This window comes from Thermomonospora echinospora (assembly GCF_900108175.1).
Lineage (GTDB): Bacteria > Actinomycetota > Actinomycetes > Streptosporangiales > Streptosporangiaceae > Thermomonospora > Thermomonospora echinospora.
Map to the genome: position 1 here is coordinate 77,214 of NZ_FNVO01000012.1, position 20,650 is coordinate 97,863.

18 protein-coding genes are annotated in these 20,650 nt (G+C 71.2%); 11 read left to right on the top strand and 7 right to left on the bottom strand.

The window, feature by feature from the left end; genetic code table 11:
* Nucleotides 1-244: 244 nt before the first annotated feature.
* The 4 genes from C4U03_RS24825 to C4U03_RS24840 are packed head-to-tail and all read left to right on the top strand — an operon-like array spanning nucleotide 245 to nucleotide 4,180.
* Nucleotides 245-1,288 carry an iron-siderophore ABC transporter substrate-binding protein gene (locus tag C4U03_RS24825; protein WP_103940601.1) on the top strand — a complete coding sequence of 348 codons (1,044 nt, stop codon included), beginning with the start codon at nucleotides 245-247 and terminating at the stop codon, nucleotides 1,286-1,288.
* Nucleotides 1,285-2,328, top strand: a complete 1,044-nt coding sequence (locus C4U03_RS24830) for a FecCD family ABC transporter permease (protein WP_103940603.1) — start codon at nucleotides 1,285-1,287, stop codon at nucleotides 2,326-2,328. The genes C4U03_RS24825 and C4U03_RS24830 overlap by 4 nt, the downstream gene beginning before the upstream one ends.
* On the top strand, nucleotides 2,325-3,377 hold the full coding sequence (locus C4U03_RS24835) for a FecCD family ABC transporter permease (RefSeq protein ID WP_103940605.1): 1,053 nt from the start codon (nucleotides 2,325-2,327) through the stop codon (nucleotides 3,375-3,377). Before C4U03_RS24830 ends, C4U03_RS24835 begins: the two co-directional genes overlap by 4 nt.
* Nucleotides 3,374-4,180 carry an ABC transporter ATP-binding protein gene (locus C4U03_RS24840; protein ID WP_103940607.1) on the top strand — a complete coding sequence of 269 codons (807 nt, stop codon included), beginning with the start codon at nucleotides 3,374-3,376 and terminating at the stop codon, nucleotides 4,178-4,180. Before C4U03_RS24835 ends, C4U03_RS24840 begins: the two co-directional genes overlap by 4 nt.
* Here the strand turns inward: C4U03_RS24840 and C4U03_RS24845 are convergent.
* The 4 genes from C4U03_RS24845 to C4U03_RS24860 form a co-directional block, all read right to left on the bottom strand.
* Nucleotides 4,174-4,428 carry a Txe/YoeB family addiction module toxin gene (locus tag C4U03_RS24845; protein WP_103940609.1) on the bottom strand — a complete coding sequence of 85 codons (255 nt, stop codon included), beginning with the start codon at nucleotides 4,426-4,428 and terminating at the stop codon, nucleotides 4,174-4,176. The two genes, C4U03_RS24840 and C4U03_RS24845, sit on opposite strands and share 7 nt — an antisense overlap.
* On the bottom strand, nucleotides 4,425-4,685 hold the full coding sequence (locus C4U03_RS24850) for a type II toxin-antitoxin system Phd/YefM family antitoxin (RefSeq protein ID WP_103940611.1): 261 nt from the start codon (nucleotides 4,683-4,685) through the stop codon (nucleotides 4,425-4,427). The genes C4U03_RS24845 and C4U03_RS24850 overlap by 4 nt, the downstream gene beginning before the upstream one ends.
* A 99-nt stretch (nucleotides 4,686-4,784) precedes the next feature.
* Entirely contained in the window at nucleotides 4,785-6,410 is a 1,626-nt protein-coding gene (pruA, locus tag C4U03_RS24855) for an L-glutamate gamma-semialdehyde dehydrogenase (protein WP_103940613.1), read from the bottom strand.
* Between the two features lie 16 nt (nucleotides 6,411-6,426).
* Nucleotides 6,427-7,353, bottom strand: coding sequence for a proline dehydrogenase family protein (locus C4U03_RS24860; protein WP_103940615.1), 927 nt, complete (start codon nucleotides 7,351-7,353; stop codon nucleotides 6,427-6,429).
* Between the two features lie 120 nt (nucleotides 7,354-7,473).
* Between C4U03_RS24860 and C4U03_RS24865 the strand changes: the two genes are divergently transcribed.
* On the top strand, nucleotides 7,474-8,613 hold the full coding sequence (locus C4U03_RS24865; protein ID WP_235018102.1) for a PucR family transcriptional regulator: 1,140 nt from the start codon (nucleotides 7,474-7,476) through the stop codon (nucleotides 8,611-8,613).
* 184 nt (nucleotides 8,614-8,797) lie between these two features.
* Here the strand turns inward: C4U03_RS24865 and C4U03_RS24870 are convergent, their stop codons facing one another.
* The 3 genes from C4U03_RS24870 to C4U03_RS24880 are packed head-to-tail and all read right to left on the bottom strand — an operon-like array spanning nucleotide 8,798 to nucleotide 13,222.
* A complete protein-coding gene (locus C4U03_RS24870; RefSeq protein ID WP_103940619.1) occupies nucleotides 8,798-11,395 on the bottom strand; it encodes an FtsX-like permease family protein in 2,598 nt (865 codons plus the stop codon).
* A 4-nt stretch (nucleotides 11,396-11,399) separates the two neighbouring features.
* On the bottom strand, nucleotides 11,400-12,155 hold the full coding sequence (locus C4U03_RS24875) for an ABC transporter ATP-binding protein (RefSeq protein ID WP_200827450.1): 756 nt from the start codon (nucleotides 12,153-12,155) through the stop codon (nucleotides 11,400-11,402).
* Entirely contained in the window at nucleotides 12,152-13,222 is a 1,071-nt protein-coding gene (locus C4U03_RS24880) for an amidohydrolase family protein (RefSeq protein WP_160147087.1), read from the bottom strand. The genes C4U03_RS24875 and C4U03_RS24880 overlap by 4 nt, the downstream gene beginning before the upstream one ends.
* Before the next feature lie 84 nt (nucleotides 13,223-13,306).
* Between C4U03_RS24880 and C4U03_RS40045 the strand changes: the two genes are divergently transcribed.
* The 6 genes from C4U03_RS40045 to C4U03_RS24905 all read left to right on the top strand — a co-directional run bounded on the left by C4U03_RS40045 (nucleotide 13,307) and on the right by C4U03_RS24905 (nucleotide 20,604).
* Nucleotides 13,307-13,804 (top strand): MarR family winged helix-turn-helix transcriptional regulator, encoded by a 498-nt coding sequence (locus tag C4U03_RS40045; protein ID WP_146087508.1) that lies wholly within the window; start codon nucleotides 13,307-13,309, stop codon nucleotides 13,802-13,804.
* 487 nt (nucleotides 13,805-14,291) lie between these two features.
* Nucleotides 14,292-14,972, top strand: a complete 681-nt coding sequence (locus C4U03_RS24885; RefSeq protein ID WP_146087509.1) for a YbaB/EbfC family nucleoid-associated protein — start codon at nucleotides 14,292-14,294, stop codon at nucleotides 14,970-14,972.
* Between the two features lie 4 nt (nucleotides 14,973-14,976).
* Complete coding sequence (locus C4U03_RS24890; protein ID WP_103940625.1) at nucleotides 14,977-15,300, top strand: hypothetical protein; 324 nt, start codon at nucleotides 14,977-14,979, stop codon at nucleotides 15,298-15,300.
* Nucleotides 15,300-15,794, top strand: a complete 495-nt coding sequence (locus C4U03_RS24895) for a WXG100-like domain-containing protein (RefSeq protein WP_103940627.1) — start codon at nucleotides 15,300-15,302, stop codon at nucleotides 15,792-15,794. Before C4U03_RS24890 ends, C4U03_RS24895 begins: the two co-directional genes overlap by 1 nt.
* On the top strand, nucleotides 15,784-19,524 hold the full coding sequence (locus tag C4U03_RS24900; RefSeq protein ID WP_103940629.1) for a polymorphic toxin type 28 domain-containing protein: 3,741 nt from the start codon (nucleotides 15,784-15,786) through the stop codon (nucleotides 19,522-19,524). The genes C4U03_RS24895 and C4U03_RS24900 overlap by 11 nt, the downstream gene beginning before the upstream one ends.
* A 12-nt stretch (nucleotides 19,525-19,536) precedes the next feature.
* A complete protein-coding gene (locus tag C4U03_RS24905; RefSeq protein WP_103940631.1) occupies nucleotides 19,537-20,604 on the top strand; it encodes a pentapeptide repeat-containing protein in 1,068 nt (355 codons plus the stop codon).
* The last annotated feature ends 46 nt before the right edge of the window (nucleotides 20,605-20,650 follow it).

Sequence of the window (20,650 nt, forward strand, 5' to 3'; positions counted from 1 at the left end):
CGCGCACGCGCCGGCACCCTCGGGTACGGACCGTCGCCCGGCCCGCATGTCCCGATCTCGACAACGGATGTCCGAAAAGGTTGATTGCGACAACTCGGTCATTTCTCCTACAGTGCGGACTAAGGCAAGCCTTACCTAACCGTTTTGGGGCTTGTGACAGTGCGGTGCGCCGCTGCACGGACGCGTTCCGCGATCCAGCCGTGCGAGGGCCGACACCGGCGGAATTCGGAAAGTGGAGTACGGATTGAAGCGTCCACGCAGCCTTCGCATCCTCGCCGTGGCGGCCGTCCTGCTGGGCGGCATCGTGGCCTGCGGTGACTCGTCGGAGAAGACCACCCAGGAGAGCACGAGCAGCAGCAGCTCGAACGCCTTCCCCATGACGATCGAGCACGCGCTGGGCAAGACCACCATCCAGAAGAAGCCGGCCCGGGTGGCCACGGTCAACTGGGCCAACCACGAGGCGCCGCTGGCCCTCGGCGTCGTCCCGGTCGGCATGGCCGCCGCGAACTTCGGCGACGACGACGGCGACGGGCTCCTGCCCTGGGTGGAGGAACGCCTGAAGGAGCTGAACGCCAAGACGCCGGTGCTGTTCGACGAGACCGACGGCATCGACTTCGAGGCCGTCGCCGACACCAAGCCGGACGTGATCCTGGCCGCCTACTCGGGCCTGACCAAGCAGGACTACGACACCCTGAGCGAGATCGCCCCCGTGGTGGCCTACCCGAAGGCCGCGTGGGCGACCCCGTGGCGCGAGATCATCCGGATGAACAGCAAGGCCATCGGGCTCGCCGACGAGGGCGAGCGGCTCATCGCCGACATCGAGGGCGACATCCGCACGGTCGTCGCGAAGTACCCGCAGCTCAAGGGCAAGTCGGCGATGTTCATGACGCACGTCGACCCCAACGACGTGAGCCAGGTCGGCTTCTACACCACGCACGACACCCGCACGCTGTTCTTCGAGGACCTCGGGCTGAAGATCCCGGGCAGCATCGCCGAGGCGTCCAAGGGCACCGACAAGTTCGCCCTGACCCGCAGCGCCGAGCAGTCCGACCTGTTCAACGACGTCGACATCATCACCGGCTACGGCGACGAGAAGGGCGAACTGCTCGCCAAGCTCCGCAAGGACCCGCTGCTGTCGAAGATCCCCGCCGTCCAGCGCGGCTCGGTGTACCTGCTGCCCGACAGCAAGCCGCTGGGCACCGCCGCGAACCCGACCCCCCTGTCCATCTCGTGGGTGCTGGAGGACTACGTCAAGGCACTCGCCGAGGCCGCGGAAAAGGTCAAGTGACGTCGGTCGGCATCGACCGCGCGCCGGACGCCGCCCTGGTGCGGCGTCCGGCGCGTGTCCGGTTCCTGTGGCTGCTCGTCACGGCCGGCGTCCTGGCCGCGCTCATGGTGGCCTCCGTCGCCCTCGGCTCGCGCGACGTCACCTGGTCCGACGTCTGGGCCGCGCTCGGCGGCGCGGACGACACCCTCGAACAGGCGGCGGTCGCCAAGCGGATGCCGCGCACCCTGCTCGCGGTGGTCATCGGCGCCGCGCTCGGCCTCGCCGGCTGCGTCATGCAAGGCGTGACCCGCAATCCGCTGGCCGACCCGGGAATCCTGGGCGTCAACATGGGCGCGTCGCTCGCCGTCGTCACCGCCGTCGCGTTCTTCGGGCTCACCTCGCCGACCGGGTACATCTGGGTCGCGATGGCGGGGGCCGCCGTCTCGGCCGTGTTCGTGTACGCCGTCGGGTCCCTAGGACGCGGCGGAGCCACCCCCCTCAAGCTCGCGCTCGCCGGCACCGCCACCTCGGTGGCCTTCGCGTCCCTCGTCAGCGCCGTCGCCCTGCCCCGCAACGACATCGCGGGTAGTTTCAAGCTCTGGCAGATCGGCGGGGTCGGCGGCGCGTCCTACGAGCGCATCGGGCAGGTTCTGCCGTTCCTGGCCGTCGGCCTCGCGGTGTGCCTGCTGTCCGCGCGGGGGCTGAACTCGCTCGCCCTGGGCGACGAACTCGCGGCCGGGCTCGGTGAGCGCGTCGCCGTCATTCGGGCCATGGCCGCCCTCGGCGCCGTCGTGCTGTGCGGCGCGTCGACGGCCGTCGCTGGGCCGATCGGCTTCGTCGGCCTCGTCGTCCCGCACGCGTGCCGCCTGCTCGTCGGCGTGGACCACCGCTGGCTGCTGCCGTTCTCGGCGCTGACCGGCGCGGCGCTGCTCACCGCCGCCGACGTCGCCGGCCGCGTGGTGACGCGCCCCGCGGATGTCGAGGTGGGCATCGTGACGGCGCTGATCGGCGCCCCGTTCTTCATCCACATCGTCCGCCGTCAGAAGGTGCGTGACCTGTGAGCGCCCCCGCCGCCGCCCGGCCGTCCGCCGCCCGGGTCGTCGCCCGCGGACGCCGTCGAAGCGCCACCCGGCGTCGCGTCATCATCGCGACCCTGGCGGTGCTCGTCGTCGCCGGGTTCGCCGTGACCCTGATGTTCGGGCAGACGTTCTACCCGCCCGACGACGTGGTCCGCGTCATCCTCGGCGAGCAGGTGCCGGGGGCGTCCTTCACGGTCGGGCGGCTCCGGCTGCCGCGGGCCGTCCTCGCCGTGGTCGCGGGATTCAGCTTCGGCATGGCCGGCGTCACCTTCCAGACGATGCTCCGCAACCCGCTGGCCAGCCCCGACATCATCGGCATCAGCTGGGGGGCGAGCGCCGCGGCGGCCATCGCGATCGTGTCGCTGTCCCTCGACCGGACCCAGGTGTCGGCCCTGGCCATCGTCTCCGCCCTCGCCGTCGCCCTGCTGATCTACGTCCTGGCGTTCCGGGACGGCGTCGTCGGTACGCGGCTCATCCTGATCGGCATCGGGATCTCCGCGATCCTGGAGAGCGTCACCTCCTACGTGCTGTCCCGGGCCGCCGAGTGGGACCTCCAGGAGGCCACCCGCTGGCTGACCGGCAGCCTCAACGGCGTGACCTGGGACCAGACCCTGCCCGCCCTCGCCGCGCTGGTCGTCCTCACGCCCGTCCTGCTGCATCAGGCGCGCGACCTGTCGGCGATGCAGCTCGGCGACGACACCGCCTCCGCCCTCGGGGTCCGCGTCGAACGCACCCGCGTCACGGTGATCGTCGCCGCCGTCGGCCTGATCGCCTTCGCCACGGCGGCGGCCGGGCCGATCGCGTTCGTGGCGTTCCTGTCCGGCCCGATCGCGGCCCGGCTCGTCGGCGTGGGCGGCTCCCTGCTGGTGCCCGCCGGGCTCGTCGGCGCCCTGCTCGTCCTCGTCGCCGACTTCGCCGGCCAGTTCGCGTTCGACACCCGCTACCCGGTCGGCGTCGTCACCGGCGTGCTCGGCGCGCCGTACCTCGTCTATCTGATCGTCCGCACCCATCGGGCCGGAGGCTCGCCATGACCACCTCCCACTCCCTCACGGCCGAGCGCCTCACGCTCGGCTACGGCGACCGCGTCGTCGTCGAGTCCCTCGACCTGACCGTGCCGCCCGGCCGGGTCACGGTCATCGTCGGCGCGAACGCCTGCGGCAAGTCCACGCTGCTGCGTTCCCTGTCCCGGCTGCTGGCGCCCCGTGAGGGCCGGGTCGTCCTGGACGGCAGGCAGGTGCACCGGATGCCCGCCAAGGAACTGGCCCGCACGCTCGGGCTGCTGCCTCAGTCGCCGGTCGCGCCCGAGGGCATCACCGTGCTCGACCTCGTCTGCCGCGGGCGCCACCCCCACCAGGGACTCTTCTCCCGGTGGAACGGCAGGGACGACGCGGCGGTGGCGGCGGCCCTGGAGGCCACGCAGACGACGGACCTCGCCGACCGCGCCGTCGACGAGTTGTCCGGCGGGCAGCGCCAGCGGGTCTGGATCGCCATGGCGCTGGCCCAGGAGACCGACCTGCTCCTCCTCGACGAGCCCACCACCTTCCTCGACGCCAGCCACCAGATCGAGGTCCTGGACCTGCTGACCGACCTGAACCGCACCCGCGGCACCACCATCGTGATGGTCCTGCACGACCTCAACCTCGCCGCCCGCTACGCCGACCACCTCATCGCTCTCGCCGACGGCCGCCTGCACGCCTGCGGCACCCCGGCCGAGGTCCTCACCGAAGACAACGTCCGCACCGTCTTCGGCCTCGACAGCCGCATCATCGAAGACCCCGTCTCCGGCCGCCCCCTGATGCTCCCCATCGGCCGCCATCACGTCCGCCCTCAGTAGTGGTAACGGGCCTGAAGGATAATGAGCTCGTTGTCGCGGGGGAGATAGACCAGGCGGTGCTCTTCAGTGATCCGCCGGGACCAGGCTCCCTGGAGGGCGTGCTTGAGCGGTTCGGGTTTTCCGATGCCTTCGTACGGGTCGCGTAGCGCGTCGTCGATGAGGCGGTTGATCCGTTTCAGGACCTGTCGGTCGGTGGAGAGCCAGGAGGTGTAGTCCTCCCAACCCTCGGGGGTGAAGGAGAGCTTCACTGCCGTTCGTCGGGGTCGATCAGCTCACGGATCTCATGACGGCCTTCCAGGGCGTGCTGGTAGGCCGCGATGAGCCGGCGCATGTTGGCCGGGGAACGCAGCAGGTGCGCGGTCTCCTCCAGCGCCTCGTACTCGGCGGCGGACACGAGGTAGGCGCGGTTGTTCTTGGCGACGATCTCTACGGGCGCCCCGTCGTCGTTGACCTCGTCGATGAGGGGGAACAGCCTGCGTCGCGCTTCGCTCGCGGTGATGGACATCGGCAACCTCCTCCAATCTGGTACCAGATATCGTACCATTCCACGGTGAGGTGGCGGCCGGTGGGCCCGGACGTCGTTGTGCGGGCCTACCGGGGTCGGTCAGGCCATGTGCGGGTAGCGGTGGCCGGTCGGCGGGACGAAGGTCTCCTTGATGGTCCGGGCGGACGTCCAGCGCAGCAGGTTCTGGGCGGAGCCGGCCTTGTCGTTGGTGCCGGAGGCGCGCCCGCCGCCGAACGGCTGCTGGCCGACGACCGCGCCGGTGGGCTTGTCGTTGATGTAGAAGTTGCCCGCCGCGAACCGCAGCACCTCGGTGGCGCGGGCGATGGCGGCCCGGTCGCGGGCGAAGACCGCCCCGGTCAGGGCGTACGGGCTGACCGACTCCATCTGGGCCAGCATCGGCTCGTAGTCGGCGTCGTCGTAGACGTGGACGGCCAGGATGGGCCCGAAGAACTCGGTGCGGAACACCTCGTGCCCCGGGTCGTCGCAGACCAGAACGGTCGGGCGGACGAAGTAGCCCTCGGTGTCGTCGCATGTTCCGCCCGCCGCGACGGTGATGGCCGGGTCCTTGGCGGCGCGCTCCAGGACGTCCTTCAACCTGCCGAAGGAGCGGGCGTCGATCACCGCGCCCATGAAGTTGCGCAGGTCGCGTACGTCTCCCATGGTCAGCGCCTCGGTCTCGGCGACCAGTTCGTCCCGGATCTGCTCCCACAGTGAGCGCGGCAGGTACGCGCGGGAGGCGGCCGAGCACTTCTGCCCCTGGTATTCGAACGCGCCGCGCAGTAGGGCGGTGACCAGGGCGGCCGGGTCGGCGGACGGGTGCGCGACGATGAAGTCCTTGCCGCCGGTCTCACCGACCAGCCGCGGATAGGAGCGGTAGCCGGCGATGTTCTCCCCGACCGTGCGCCACAGATGCTGGAATGTGGCGGTGCTCCCGGTGAAATGAACACCGGCCAGATCCGGATGGGTCAACGCCACCTCAGAAACCGCCCGACCGTCCCCGGTGACCATATTGATCACCCCGGGCGGCAACCCCGCCTCCTCCAGCAACCGCATCGTGAAATGCGCCGACACCTGCTGGGTAGGCGACGGCTTCCACACCACCACATTCCCCATCAACGCCGGCACGGTCGGCAGATTGGCGGCGATCGCGGTGAAGTTGAACGGGGTGACCGCCAGGACGAAGCCCTCCAGCGGCCGGTACTCCATCCGGTTCCACACCCCGGGACCCGACTCGGGCTGCTCGGCGAGGATCCCCCGGGCGAAGTGGACGTTGAACCGCCAGAAGTCGGCCAGCTCGCAGGGCGCGTCGATCTCGGCCTGCTGGGCGGTCTTGGACTGGCCGAGCATGGTGGCGGCGGCGATCGTCTCCCGCCAGGGGCCGGCCAGCAGGTCGGCGGCCCGCAGGAAGATCGCCGCCCGGTCATCGAAGCTCAGCGCCCGCCAGCCGGGGGCGGCCTGCCGGGCGGCGTCGACCGCGGCCCGCGCGTCGGCGTGGTCGGCGGCGGCGGTGACGCCGAGCACCTCCCGGTGGGCGTGCGGCTGGACGACGGGGATGCGCGCTCCGCCGCCCATCCGCTGCTGCCCGCCGATCGTGCAGGTCAGCTCGGCGCCGCCGGCGGACAGCTCGGCGAGCCTGGCCTCCAGCCGGGCGCGTTCGGGGCTGCCGGGACGGTAGTCGTGCACCGGCTCGTTGACCGGCGCGGGCACGTGGGTGATGGCGTCCATGGGGATCTCCCGGGGGTCAGCTGCGGGTGGTGAACGAACGCAGGAAGAAGACGAGGTTCGCCGGCCGTTCCGCCAGGCGTCGCATGAAGTAGCCGTACCAGTCGGCCCCGTACGGGACGTAGGCGCGGACCCGCCGCCCCTCGGCCGCCAGCCGGTGCTGCTCGGCGTCACGGATGCCGTACAGCATCTGGAACTCGTACGAGTCGGGGGCGCGGCCGTACCGCTCGGCGAGCCGTACGGCGATCTCGACCAGCCGGGGATCGTGCGAGCCGATCATCGGGTAGCCGTCCCCGGCCATAAGGGTCCTCAGGCAGCGCACGTAGGCCAGGTCGATGTCACGCCTGCTCTGGTAGGCCACCGACGACGGCTCCTTATAGGCGCCCTTGACCAGCCGGACCCGCGACCCTTTGACCGCCAGCGCCCGTACGTCCTCCTCGGTACGCAACAGGTACGCCTGCACGGCGACGCCCGTCCGGGGGAAGTCCCGTCGCAGCTCGGCGAGGATCGCCAGGGTGGAGTCGACGGTGGTGTGGTCCTCCATGTCGAGCGTGACGGTGGTGCCGATCGCCTCAGCGGCCTCGCACACCCGGCGGACCCCCGCCAGGGCGAGGTCATGGCCGCCCGGCAGCCCCTGGCCGAACGCCGACAGCTTCACCGAGACCTCGGCGCGCCCGCCCAGCCCTTCTCGACTGAGCGCGTCCAGCAGCGCGAGATAGGCGTCCCGGTTCCGGTGGGCCTGCGCGACCTCGGTGATGTCCTCGCCCAGATGGTCGAGGGTGGCGTCGATGCCGTGGGCGGCGAGCGCCCGTACGGCCACCAGCGCCTCGGGCAGCGCATCCCCGGCGACGAAGCGGTCGACGACGGGCCTTGTCATAGGAGCCCGGCCGACGAGCCGGCGTATCCGGTCACTGCGTGAGGCAGCGAGCAGCACAGCACCCAGCATTGGCGAACCCCCAGGTGAGGTGGTGGATGGCCGTCGCCTCGAAAGCTACGGTCTGGGCCGTGCGGCCACCATCGACAGCGGTCACGACCTCGGCCGCCACGCCTTGTACATTTGTCTGAAGTGAGCGACTACCAGAGCGTGGTGGACGAGGTGTCGGCGCTGCTGCGGGCACCGGTGACCCTGGAGGACCGGGAGTTCGCCCTCATCGCCTTCAGCTCCCACGACGACGACCTCGACCCGGTGCTCGACCCGGTGCGCACCCGCTCGATCCTGCGCCGTCGTTCCTCCCCGGCGGTACGGGCCTGGTTCGAGGGCTTCGGGATCGCCCGCGCGACCGGCCCGGTCCGCACCCCCGCCGACCCCGCCGCCGGGGTTCGCGCCCGGCTGTGCCTGCCCGCCCGGCACGAGGGCGTCGTCTACGGCTACCTGTGGCTGCTAGACGACGGCGCCGTCGATCCCGCCGATCCCCGCCTGACCCGGGCGATGGCCTTGGCGGCCCGGGCGGGGCGGCTGTTGGCCGCCGACACCTGGCGGGGAGAGGCCGCGCCGCGGGCGTTCGCACAACTGCTGTCGGGCTCGGCCGCGGACCGTGCCGAGGGCGCCCGGACCCTCGGCGCGCTGGAGCACCCGGCGTCGATGTCCGCGTCCGTCGCCGTCGTCTGGGCGAGCCCCGTCCCGGATTTCGTCCCGGCCCGGCTCCCGTACGGTGTGCTGGCTCATCGCACCCCGGGCGGCCTGGCGCTTCTCGTGCCCCTACCGGACCCCGCGGACATCGCTCCCGCCCGGACGATCGCCGCCGGACTGCTCGACCCGGCCGCCGGCTCCCACCGGTCGCTCGCGGGAGTGGGCGGTGCCAGAACAGAGCTGCCGGAGGTGCCGCACTCCTGGCGTGAGGCCCGGCTGGCCGTACGTGCGGCACGGGCCGAGCCCCGGCTGGGACCGGTGGCCTCCTGGAACGAGCTGGGCGCCTACCGGCTGATCGCCGCGCCCCCGACGATGCACGCAGACCCGGCTCTGCTCCCCCTCCTGGACCCCGCGCGCGCCGACCTGCTGCGCACTGCCGAGACCTACCTGGACCACGCCGGCCACGTCCAGCGCGCCGCCGCGGCCCTGTCGGTGCACCGGCAGACCCTGTACTACCGGCTGTCCAGAATCGAGGCGCTGACCGGCCTGGACCTGACCTCCGGAACGGACCGCCTCCTGCTGCACCTGGCCATCAAGACCTTCCGCCTGACCACCGCCCCCGAAGACCTCCCCTGACAGCCCCGACCGCAGATCCGCCCGACGCAGCGCGCCGTCCAGGCCCTCAAGGCGGTATTCCAAAGGCGATGTCGAGCTGCCGCTTCAGCATGTCAACGCGCTTCACGGCCATCCGGCGATCCTGCCAACGGCCGAGATCACCGCACCAACCGTTCGACCGGGTGTGCGGTGCACCCGCGGTGGCTCACTTCGCCTTGGCGGCTTCCAGGACGGGCACGGCCGCGGCCCGACGTGCGGGCAGCGACGAGGTCGCCAGCGTCGCCGCCGCCGCGCCCGCCGTCACCATCGGGAACAGCCACCACGGCGGATCCGGGCGCAGGAACGAGCTGCCGGTCGTCACGTGCAGCAGCGCCAGTGTGCCGGTCGCGATCGCGAGGCCGAGGATCGTGCCGAGGGCTACCACGGTGGCCGCCTCCCAGCGGACGATCGAGCGGATCTGCCTCATGGTCGCGCCCACGGCGCCCAGCAGCCCGAATTCCCGGGTGCGTTCGGCGACGCTCATCGACACCGTGGTCGCCATTCCGAACAGCGCGAGCAGCAGCGCCATGCCGACGAAGCCATAGGTCGCGCGCAGTGGGCGGGTGAGAGAGCCCGACGCCGCGTCCACGTACGCGTCTCGGTCGAGGACCCGCGCACCCGGCACTGCGGCCACGGCGCGCGCCAGGGCCTGCGAGGAACCGCCACGCACCAGGACCGCCTGGGTCGCGGCGTTGGCATCGAGCCGGTCCATCGTCGCGGGCGCCACGAGCGCCTGCTCGGCGAACAGGTGAGAGGGGTCGTGGTAGACGCCTGCCACCGTGAGCGTGACCCGGCCCTGGGCGCCCCGCACGACGATCTGCTGGCCGCGCCGGAGTTCCCGTTCCTTCATGACGGTCGATGACAGCGCGATCTGTCCAGGGCGCAGCGCGGGCGGCCGGCCGCCCAGCCGCAGGACGTCACGCAGCCCGGTCTGCTCGGCGCCGCTGACGAGGAAGTGGAACGGCTCGGGCTCCTCGCCCGGTTCGAGCCGGTCCGGCGGCGATACGAGCCTGACCCGGGTCCGGGTGAGGGCGGTCGCCCGTGACACCCCGGGCGTGCCCGCCAGCAGGGCCGCCACGTCCCGGGCCAGCGGGGCGGGCCCGCCCTCGGCGGTCCTGGCGGTCGAGGCGATCGCGTGCTCGGCCGCCAGGACCTGCCGTCCCGCCTCCTGGAACCGGTCGTGCACCGACAGCGTGACCAGCGCCACGGAGGCGACCAGTGCGACGCCCAGCATCAGCGACGAGGCGGCCGAGGAGACCCGGCGCGGGCTGCGGGTGATGGTGGCGTGCGCCAGCCGTCCGGTCTCCCCGCTGACCAGCGTCCCGAGGCGGCCCACCAGCCCGCCCAGCGGCCCGACGAAGAACGGGGTGAGGACGGCCAGCCCGGTCACGGCCGACATCGAAGCGAAAAGGACCATCAGTGCGACCGCGAACGTGCGGTCCGGTCCGGGGGGATCGCCGACGCGGACCGCGACCGCCACCGCGTACCAGAAGCCCGCACCGACGAAGATCGCGAACGCGGCCGGCAGCCGCCGCCGGCGACGCCCCCGGGTCTCGGTGACGGTGCTGCGCAACGCCTGCACGGGCGAGATGCCCGCGGCACGGTGCGCCGCCCGCCAGGCGGCCAGCTGGGTGACCAGGATCCCGGCCGCGACCGGGACGGCCAACGCGACCCAGCCGAACTGGGCGCCGGCGGCCGAGACGTCGAATCCGTCCCGCGCGAACAGCCGGGTGATCAGCGCCGACAGCGGATAGCCCGCGGCCACGCCGCCCACCGAGGCGATCGCGCCCAGCACCAGGGCCTCCAGCCGGATCAGCCGTTTGACCTGCCGCGGCGTGGCGCCGATCGCCCCGAGCAGCGCCAGCCGCCGGGTGCGCTGCCGTACCAGCGTGCCGAACGTGTTGGCCACCACGAACAGGCCGACGAAGATCGCCACGGAGGCGAGCATGCCGACGATGCCGGCGATCGAGGCGCCCTCGCTCGCCGCGGCGGCGGTCTGCGCGTGCCGTACGGACTGCGCGGTGCGCACCGTGGCCGCGCCGCCCAGTTCCCGGGCCAGCTCACCGCGCAACCGATCGGCGGGCACGCCCGGGGCGGCCTTCAGCCAGACGCTCTGCCAGGTGCCCGCGGGCAGCATCGCGGCGCGCCGCACGGTCTCGGGCGGGGCCAGCACCAGGTCGCCGGCGGCCACCGCGCTGCGGCCCTGGACGCTGACGATCCCGGCGATCCGCACCCGGCGCGTCTGGCGGGGCAGCGTCAGCGTCATCGTGTCGCCGACGCGCAGCCTCCCGGCGCGCGACATGTGCCGGACGACCGCCACCTCGCCGTCGGTGGCGGGGGCGCGTCCCGCCTCCAGCCGGTAGGGGTTCAGCCGTGGGTCGGACACCCAGGGACGCAGCAGCGTACGGCCCTCGGCCGACGCCGTGATCGCCCGTCCGTCGGGACGGGCGGCCGTCACCGCCACCGCGGCGTCCCCGGCGGCCGCCGCCACTCCCGGCCGGGACCCGACCTGGTCCAAGCGGATCCGGCCGTCGGGCGGCGCGTACGGGTCGTCCGCATCCACCGTCCCGCCCTGCACGAGCACGTCAGCGCGGAAGTACTCGCTGGCGTCGCTGCCCGACACCGCCTCCTGCGCGCGCAGCGCGAACTGCAGCGAGCCTGCGATGAGCGCGATCGATCCCAGTGCCGCCAGCAGCGTGGCGGTCAGCCGCGGCCAGCCCTCGGTGAACGAACGGCGCGCGATGAGCCACATGGCGTTGCCCACGGCGTCAGCCCTCCAGCTTGCGCATGCGGGCGTGCACGGCGTCGATGGTGGGCGCGGCCAGCTCGTCGAGGATCGTCCCGTCGGCCAGGAAAAGCACCCGGTCGGCGTGTGCGGCGGCCACCGGGTCGTGCGTCACCATGACCACCGTCTGCCGGTAGGAGTCGACGGCCGTGCGCAGGAACCCCAGCACCTCCGCGCCGGAGCGGGAGTCCAGGTTCCCGGTCGGCTCGTCGGTGAACACCACCTCCGGCCGGGTCAGCAGCGCCCGTGCCACGGCCACCCGCTGCTGCTGGCCGCCGGACAGCTCCGCAGGCCGGTGGTCCAGCCGCTCGCGCAGCCCGAGCGCGTCCACCAGCGTGTCGAACCAGCGCCGGTCCGCGTGGCGGCCCGCCAGCCGCCCGGTGAGCCGGATGTTCTCCGCGGCGGTCAGCATCGGCAGCAGGTTGAACGACTGGAAGACGAACCCCATCCGGTCGCGGCGCAACTCCGTGAGCCGGGTCCGCGACAGGCCGGTGATGTCGACGCCGTCGATGACGACGGTGCCGGAGGTCACGGTGTCCAGTCCGGCCAGGCAGTGCAGGAAGGTCGACTTCCCCGACCCGGACGGTCCCATGATCGCGGTGAATCGGCCCCGGGTGAACGCCGCCGAGATCCCGCGCAGCGCGGTCACCGCGCCGTCGCCGGCACCATAGGTCTTGACCACGTCGGCCGCGATCATGACCTGGTCGCGGACGCGCTCGTCGGGCGGGGTCCCGATCATCGCCGTCCTCCCGCGAGGCGGGGGAGCAGGCGCAGCGCGTTGTCCCGGGCGATGGCCCGGTGCGCGCGGCGGTCCAGACCGGGGTCGCGGTCGAGGTCCGCGGTGTTGCGGGTCACCTCGCGGGCGGAGTTGGCGGGCCAGTCGGTGCCGAACAGCACGCGGTCGGCGCCGACCGCGCCGAGCAGCGTCGGGGTGGCGTACGGGGACATCGGCAGCGCCGTGTCGTAGTGGAAGCGCCGGAGCGCCCGCCGGATCTTCGCCGGGTCGGGCCCGTCGTCCTCCCTGCCCCAGCGCTCGGCACGGCCGGCCATGTACGGCAGGAACCCGCCCGCGTGGGACAAGATGATCGACAGCCGGCGGTAACGGTCCAGGGCCCCGGCGGCGATCAGGCTGAGCGCGGTGCGGGTGGTGTCGAGCAGGAAGTCGCCGAGCCAGTCTCCCACCCCGGGCACCTCGACGATCCCCTTGGGCGAGAAGGGGTGGGTGAACACGACGGCGCCGCGGCGGTCGAGCTCGGCCAGCAGCGGGTCGAACGCCCGGTCGCCGAGGTAGCGCCCGGCGGCCGAGGTGTTGAGCAGCACCCCGTCGGCGCCCAGCTCGTCCAGCGCGTACGCGATCTGCGTGAGCGCCAGGTCCGGGTGGAGCATGGCCACGTTGGCGAAGAAGCCGAACCGGGTGGGATGGTCGCGCACCAGCTCGGCCAGGGACTCGTTGCACTCGCGCACACCCGACTCGGCGACCTTACGGTCCGCGAACACCTCGGCCGGTACGGGTGCGGAGGCCACCCCCACGGCGATGCCGTTGGCCTCCATGGTCGCCAGTGTGCTCGGCAGGGTCCACTGGGCCCAGGAGGGACCGCCGGTGGGCGGGATGATGCCCTGCTCGATCGCCCATTGCCGCATCCTGCGCGGTACGGCGTGGTGGTGAGTGTCGATCCGTCCGTACGAGGGCCGGTGCGGGCTCGCGGCGGCGCTGCGCATCGGCAGCGGCACGGGTGCGGTGACGGCCGCCGCCATGCCGGTCGCGGCGGTCAGCTTGAGTGTGCTCCGGCGGGTCAGTTCGGGCATGGACGTCTCCTGGTCGATCGCGGAGGTCTGCGCGCTTGAGATAATCTCAGATGAGACTATATCAGGTAGTACTAGACTGGGCGTATGCTCGACGACCTGCTCGAACGCCTGCTGTCCGGGGAGGGCGGCCCGGCCGCCGATCAGGTGGGGCTCGGCATGCTGCTGGCCGCGGCCCACAATCAGAGCCGGGAGCGCCTGAACCAGGCGCTGCGTCCGCTGGGCATCAACGTCCGCGGATTCGCCGTACTGCTCGCGCTGCCGATGTACGGCCCGGTCAGCCAGCGGGACCTGATCGGCCATATCGGCATCGACAAGTCCACCATGGTCCGGCTCATCGACGAGCTGGAGGACGGGGGACTGGTCTCCCGCGAGCGGGTGCCGCAGGACCGGCGCGCGTACTCGATCGTGCTGACGCGCCGCGGTGAGCAGACCCTGACGAAGGCACGGCGGATCGCCGAGCAGACGGACGAGCACATCTTCGGCCGGCTCACCGAGGCCGAACGTCAGCACCTCGTCGAGCTGCTGCGCCGCCTGGCCGAGCACACCGCCCCACCCCGGCCCGACGCTTCCCACCCGCGATGATCATCCGGTGGGCCGCAGCGCGTTCATGGGCGATGTGACGCGCCTGTGCGGGCCCAGGTCAGATGTCATTGGCGGATGGCTGCTCGGACTCGGCTTTGCGGCGTGCGTGGTAGGCGAGCCAGTTGGTTCGGGCGGCGCTGTGACCCCGGCCCGCTCCCGTCGCCGTGACCGCCGGGCTTGTCCTCGCCCTGCTGCCCGGCTGTCAGGGGTCGCAACCGAAGCCGTTGTGTCTCATGCGGCGCAGCGCAATGGGTGGAGATGAACAGAGTCGTTCATGATCTTTCGCTGTCCGATTTTGGAGCGCGAGTTAATCAACTTAACGGTTGGCCATATCGACCTGTGGTGTCAGATCGTCGGACGTGTGCCGTACAGTGCGTTTTGGTCATCGCGGGGAAGAAGGGGTTCGGTCGTGAGCACAGAGGGGCCCGTTGGCGATGACGCGCCGGTGCGGGGTTCGGGCGCGGACGCCGAGGGCAGGGTGCGGGCGGTGGCCGAACGGGCCCGGGTGAAATCGCTGGAGATCCATCCGCGCGTGATGGGACTTCCCGTCGATGAACTGGCCGAATGCAGTCGCACGGCGATCAATGCCGCATTGGACGATCTGCGCTCCAAACTCCCGTTCGACGCCGCCCCCGGAATGGACGCCGGTGCTGTGACCCGATATCTGGACGAGGTCCAGACACAGGGGTTGCAGACCATGGAGGCCCTGACGAGCTCATTGAGCGAGGCCATGAGCCTGCTTCGGGAGAGCGTCACCTTCCAGGGCGGTCCGGCGCCGCATGGCCTGCACGGCCTGCAGGGCCTGCTGGCGGAATCACAGCGGATGCTGGCGTCCGTGGCCGTCCCGCCGCACGAGCTCCCCGAGCTCGAGGGGACGGGGGAGGCTGCTCAGGGGCTGGTACGGGCCGTGGCCGAGCCGGGGGGACGGATCCGGAGCCTGGTCGTGGAGAAGCGGGCGATGCGTTCACCGTCCCAGGAACTGGCCGGTCACCTCGTCACCGCCGTCAACGCCGCACTGGACGATCTGCAGTCGCGTTCGGAGCGGGAGGCCGGATCCGCCGGCATCGACCAGGAGGAGATCTCCCGGCTTCGGGAGTCGAGCATGCAACAGAGCGCCGACTTCATGCGCTCACTCGCCGACATGATCAATTCGATTCAGCCAAGGTGACCCAGTGGGCAACGAACTGCAGGCACGCACCGGCGACCTGCGGAGCGCGGGTGAGCGGCTCCGTCTGGCCGGGCAGCGGCTTGACGCCGACTACAAGGCGCTGAGCGGGCAGATTCAGGGTTTGGGCGGGGTGTTCGGGGAGGACATGATCAGCTCCCTGCTCAAGGCCTCCTATGAGTCGGCCGAGGGGGTGGCGGCCGACTGTTACACCTCCGCCGCCGAGGGCTATGCCGATTTCGGCGCCGGGCTGGCGACGATGGCCGGTCATCTGGACGACACCGAGCGGGAGAACACCGACGGCGTCCAGCAGATAGGGATGCAGATCTGATGGGCCTGGTACTGCCCGGCCAGTTGGCGGGCCTGCTGGAGGACCTCGGCTACTTCTGGCCCAACAGCGACGAGACCAAGATGCTCCAGATGGGCCAGCTGTGGATGGAGCATGGCGGCAAGGTGTCGGCCACGGTCCAGCAGGCTGATCAGGCTGTCCAGAGCGCCCTGTCGAGCAACCAGGGCCAGGGGATGGAGGCGTTCAAGGCCAAGTGGGAGGCTGAGGACTCGGCCCATCGGGTGGCTCAGGACGGTGTCAGCGGAGCCCGCGTGATCGGGGCGGCGTTGTTCGCCTGCGCGATGATCGTGCTGGCGTTGAAGATCACGGTGATCATTCAGTTGACGCTGCTGCTGATCCAGATCATCCAGGCCATCGCCGCCTCGGTCGCCACCTTCGGCGCCTCCCTGGCGTGGATTCCGGTGGCCAAGAAGCTGGCCGACCTGGCCATCAACTTCGCCATCAGCAAGGCGGTGGAGGCCCTCCTTGGCTCCTAAGGGAGGCCGCGCCGGAGCCCGCGCCGTCAGCGGCGTCATCGGCCGGGCCGCCGCCCGGATCATGCCCAAGGTCGCCGGCAAGGCCACCCGCACCAGCACCCGCCAAGCCGGCCGCCAGGCAGGACGCCAGGCAGGACGCCAAGCCGGTCGACAGACCGGCCGCCAGGCAGGCCGTGAGGGCGGGCAGGCCGCCGCGAGGGGCGCCGGACGCGACACCGCCACGGCCGCGCGGCGTGGAAGGCCCGGGCAGACGCCTGCGAACCGTACGGCCAAGGGCGACCCGATCGATGTGGCCAGCGGGGAGGTGCTGCTGCCCCAGACCGATGTCGTTCTGCAGGCGGTCATGCCGCTCGTCATCGAACGCATCCACCTGTCCACGTACCGGCAGGGGCGGCTGTTCGGCACCTCATGGGCGTCCACTCTCGACCAGCACCTCGAAGTCGAACGCGACGGCGTCTGGTTCGCGGCCGCCGATGGCACGATCAGCACCTATCCGGCGATGCTGGTGACGGGGATCCCGCTGGTCCCGGAGAAGGGCCCGGTCCGCCCGCTGACCTGGAACGGCGACGGCACCTACACGATCGAGGACCCGCAGGCCGGACGGTTCCTCCACTTCCCGCGACTCGGCGGGGCCTTCGGCGCGCGGCTTCCGCTCAGCGCCATCACCGACCGTAACGGCAACCGGATCGACTTCCGCTATGACGAGAGCGGTGATCTGGTCGCCCTTGAGCATTCCGGCGGCTATCGGATCATGGTCGACGGTGACGGCACCGGCCCCCACCGCCGGGTCACCGCGCTCAGCCTGCGTTCCGGCGAGACCGACATCCCGCTCCTGCGGTACGGCCACGACCAGGCGGGGCGGCTGACCGAGGTCGTCAACTCCTCGGACCTGCCCCTGGTCTTCGAGTACGACGACATCGGCAGAATGACCGGATGGCGGGACCGCAACGGGTTCGAGTACCACTACGAGTACGACGACGCGGGCCGCGCCGTCCGCGGGCACGGCACCGGCGGTTTCCTGGACGTCCGGCTGGAGTACTCCGACAGCCGCACCACCATGGTCGACTCATTGGGCCGGCGGACGACCTACCACCTCGACGAGCATGGCCAGATCATCGCCGAGGTCGACGCGCTCGGCCGTACCACCACGTCCGAATGGGACGAAAGAGGCAACCTGCTTTCGCAGACCGATGCACTCGGCCATGCCTTCCGCTACACCTACGACGACGTCGGGGACATGACGGCCGTGCTGCGCCCGGACGGCACGGCCATCCAGATCGACTACAACGATCTCCGGTTGCCGGTACGGGTCCGCTCGCCCGACGGCGCGACCTGGACCTACGCCTACGACCAGGCCGGGAACCTCCTGCACGAGACCGATCCGGCCGGCGCGACGACCCGCTACACCTACGACTCCCACGGCGCGATCACCGGTCTGACCGACCCCCTCGGGTTCACCACCCGGATCGAGAACAACGCGGCAGGGCTGCCCTCGGCGGTCACCGGCCCGGTGGGCGACCGCGTCGAGTATCAGCGTGACGCACTCGGCCGCCTTGTCGTCTTCACCGACGAACTCGGCCGGCGGACACAGTACGGGTGGGATCTGGAAGGCCGGCCGACCTTGATGGCCGACCCGCTCGGCCACCGCTGGTCGTGGGATTACGACGCCGAGGGCAACCTGATCGCCCAGACCGACCCGCTCGGCCGGGTGGTACGGACCGAGTACGGCGCTTTCGACCGGCCGGTCCGCCAGGTCGGCCCGGACGGCGCGACCGTCGAGCTGACCTACGACAGCGAACTCCAGGTCGTCGCGGTCACGAACGCGGCGGGCGCACAGTGGCGCTATACCTATGACGCGGCCGGCCGGATCGTCGAGGAGACCGACTTCAACGGCCGCACCCTGCGCTACGACCACGATGCCGTCGGCCGGCTCGTACGGTCGACCAACGGCGCCGGTGAGATCATCGAGTACCGGCACGATCCGCTCGGGCGGGTCACGAGCCGGCGGTCGGCGGCCGGAACGAGTTCGTACGCCTATGACGCCAACGGACGCCTCGCCCGCGCCACCAACGCGCACGCGGATGTCGGCTTCCTGCGCGACGCCCTCGGCCGGGTCATCGCGGAGACCAGCAACCAGCGCACGGTTCGTTCGACCTACGACCCGCTCGGCCGCAGGATCGGCCGCCAGACGCCGTCGAGGGCCGAGGTCGCCTGGCAGTTCGACCCTGCGGGCCGGTTGCGGCGTCTGATGACGGGCGGCCGATGGCTGGACTTCGTCCACGACGCACGCGGCCGAGAGACCCAGCGGCGGTTCGGCACGAGCGTCATCATGGATCTCCGCTACGACACGGCGGACCGGCTCACCTCCCAGGCGATCTGGGGAGCGCCGACCCCGCAGTCCGGACCCGACCCGCGTCTGCTCGAACATCGAACCTACGCCTACCGGGCCGACGGGACCCCGACCGGGATCACCGAACGCCGGTCGGGACGACGCCTGCTCGAACTCGACGCGCACAGCAGGATCACCGCCGTCCAGGGGCCGCGCGGGGCGGAACACTACGCTTACGACGCGATGGGCAACATCACGACCGCCGACTGGCCCGCCCTCCCCGCCGACCGGGACGACCGGGGCGACCGGGCGTACACCGGCACCCTGCTGCGCCGGGCCGGGCGGACGAGCTACGAGTACGACCCCCAGGGCCGCCTGATCACACGGCGGCAGACGACGCTCTCCGGCACCCGCCGCGAATGGCGGTACTTCTGGGACGCCGAGGACCGGCTCGTCGGTCTGCTCACTCCCGGCGGCGACCGGTGGCGCTACCACTACGACGCGCTGGACCGCCGCATCGCCAAGGAGAAGATCGCCCCCGACGGCCGGACCGTCCTGGAGGGCACGACGTTCGTCTGGGACGGTCCGCTGCTCGCCGAACAGCAGCGCAACGGCACGGTCACGATGTGGGCGTACGAGCCCGAGCAGGGGAAACCGCTGGTCCAGATGGGCAGTGACGGCAGCTTCCACGCCGTCGTCACCGACGTCGTCGGCGCCCCCGCCGAACTGGTCGCCCAGGACGGCACCATCGTCCCGCTGGACACCGCCTCGATCTGGGGCCTGGGCGGTGGATCCGCGTGCCCGCTGCGCTTCCCAGGGCAGTACCACGACGACGAGTCCGGCCTGCACTACAACTACTTTCGCTATTACGACCCCGGCACCGCCCGCTATATCAGCGCCGACCCGATCGGTCTCGAAGGCGGCATCAACCCGCACGCCTATACGCCCAACCCGCTGGACTGGTCCGACCCCTTCGGTCTCGCACCCAACTACGACGGACTCAGCGAACGAGCCAAGTCCGCGCTCCAGAAGCTGAAGAACGTCGCCAACGACCCACTGGGCTCGATCAACCGGCAGACCAACAAGAACCACTTCGCGGCGGCACGACGCGAGGCCAACGGCGAGGTCATCGCACGCAAACCCAGCGGGGTCCCCTTCAGCCACATCAGCGACCTCCAGGGTGCCCGCAACGCGCTGCGGAACAACATCATTCCGGCGCTGAACGACGAGTATGCCGCCCTCAGCAGGAGAATGCCGGACAACCTCAGCTACGAGGCGCTGGACAACCTCCTACGTGCGCGCAGCGAGGCCAACCGCCTGTACAACGATGTCGAGGGCTTTTTGCGAGGCCTCGGTTATCAGTACGGCAAGCCGATGCACGAGTGGCCGCCCGGATCATAGGAGAATCGTCGGATGCCCACTCGGTTTCCCGCCGCGGACCTGGTCTGGCGTATGGAACGTTGGGAGGAGCCCGCCACGGCCGCCAAGCTCACCGAGGCCCTGGAGGAGGCACAGACCGGTGGCGACTGGGGCGCGGTCCTGGGCCGGCGGCCGGTCCATGACACGGAGAGCGACCTGGAGGGGGCTCCGCTGGCCGGCCGGGACCTGACGGGGATCGATCTCCGCGGCGCCTCGCTCGACTACGCGGACCTGTCCGGAGCGGATCTGACGGACGCGGTCCTGGTCGAGGTCCGCGCGGACCCGGCCGACTTCTCCGGCGCCATCCTCGCCGGCGCGGACATCTCCGGGAGCCGACTGCAGTGCGTACGGCTGACCGGGGTCCGAGCACCCCTGCTACGCGCCGTTGGCGCATGGATCTACGACTGCGACCTCACCGACGCCGACCTGTCCGGCGCCGACCTGTCCGACGGGACATGGATGGGCAACGTGCTCGACGGGACACGCTTCGATGGAGCCGTCACCACCGGACTGCAACAGCAGCATCCCGCCACCACCTGGAACTGTTCTCTCCCGTCACGTCAGGACGCTGTCGCCCTGCTCCCGCAGGAGGCGGCGGCGGCCCGGGCCCGCTGGTCGGACCCGGAACAAGCGGCCAACCTCCGCGACGTCGTCACGGCGGCCAGACGCGGGGAGGACTGGACCGACATCCGTTACTCCTTCAGCGACGGCTTCTACTTCGACCTGGCGGGCGCGCCCCTGGCGGGCGCGGATCTGCGCGGCACGAATCTGATGCAGGCCGAACTCACCTATGCCAACCTGTCCGGCGCCGACCTGACAGGGGCGAAGCTGCCTCATGTGCAAGCGCTCGGCGCCGACTTGCGCGGTGCGATCCTGGACGAGACCACGATCACGGCGTCGGTGTTCTCACGTGCCGACCTGACCGGGGCGTCCCTGCGCAACGCCACCATCGACAACGTCCACTTCATCAAGGCGACCCTGGACCACGCCCGCTTCACCGGCGCCACGATCACCCGCACGTCCACCTATGGAGCCTCTCAGGTCGGCACCGAATTCACCTGACTTCAGTGCGCATCCGCGCCGCCTACGACCACCTGCGGTGGTGCCA

Coding starts and splice junctions, on each gene's coding strand:
- C4U03_RS24840 (WP_103940607.1), top strand. CDS start 3,374: ATGACCACCTCCCACTCCCTCACGGCCGAGCGCCTCACGCTCGGCTAC.
- C4U03_RS24850 (WP_103940611.1), bottom strand. CDS start 4,685: ATGTCCATCACCGCGAGCGAAGCGCGACGCAGGCTGTTCCCCCTCATC.
- pruA (WP_103940613.1), bottom strand. CDS start 6,410: ATGGACGCCATCACCCACGTGCCCGCGCCGGTCAACGAGCCGGTGCAC.
- C4U03_RS24860 (WP_103940615.1), bottom strand. CDS start 7,353: ATGCTGGGTGCTGTGCTGCTCGCTGCCTCACGCAGTGACCGGATACGC.
- C4U03_RS24875 (WP_200827450.1), bottom strand. CDS start 12,155: ATGATCGGGACCCCGCCCGACGAGCGCGTCCGCGACCAGGTCATGATC.
- C4U03_RS24880 (WP_160147087.1), bottom strand. CDS start 13,222: ATGCCCGAACTGACCCGCCGGAGCACACTCAAGCTGACCGCCGCGACC.
- C4U03_RS40045 (WP_146087508.1), top strand. CDS start 13,307: ATGCTCGACGACCTGCTCGAACGCCTGCTGTCCGGGGAGGGCGGCCCG.
- C4U03_RS24895 (WP_103940627.1), top strand. CDS start 15,300: ATGGGCCTGGTACTGCCCGGCCAGTTGGCGGGCCTGCTGGAGGACCTC.
- C4U03_RS24905 (WP_103940631.1), top strand. CDS start 19,537: ATGCCCACTCGGTTTCCCGCCGCGGACCTGGTCTGGCGTATGGAACGT.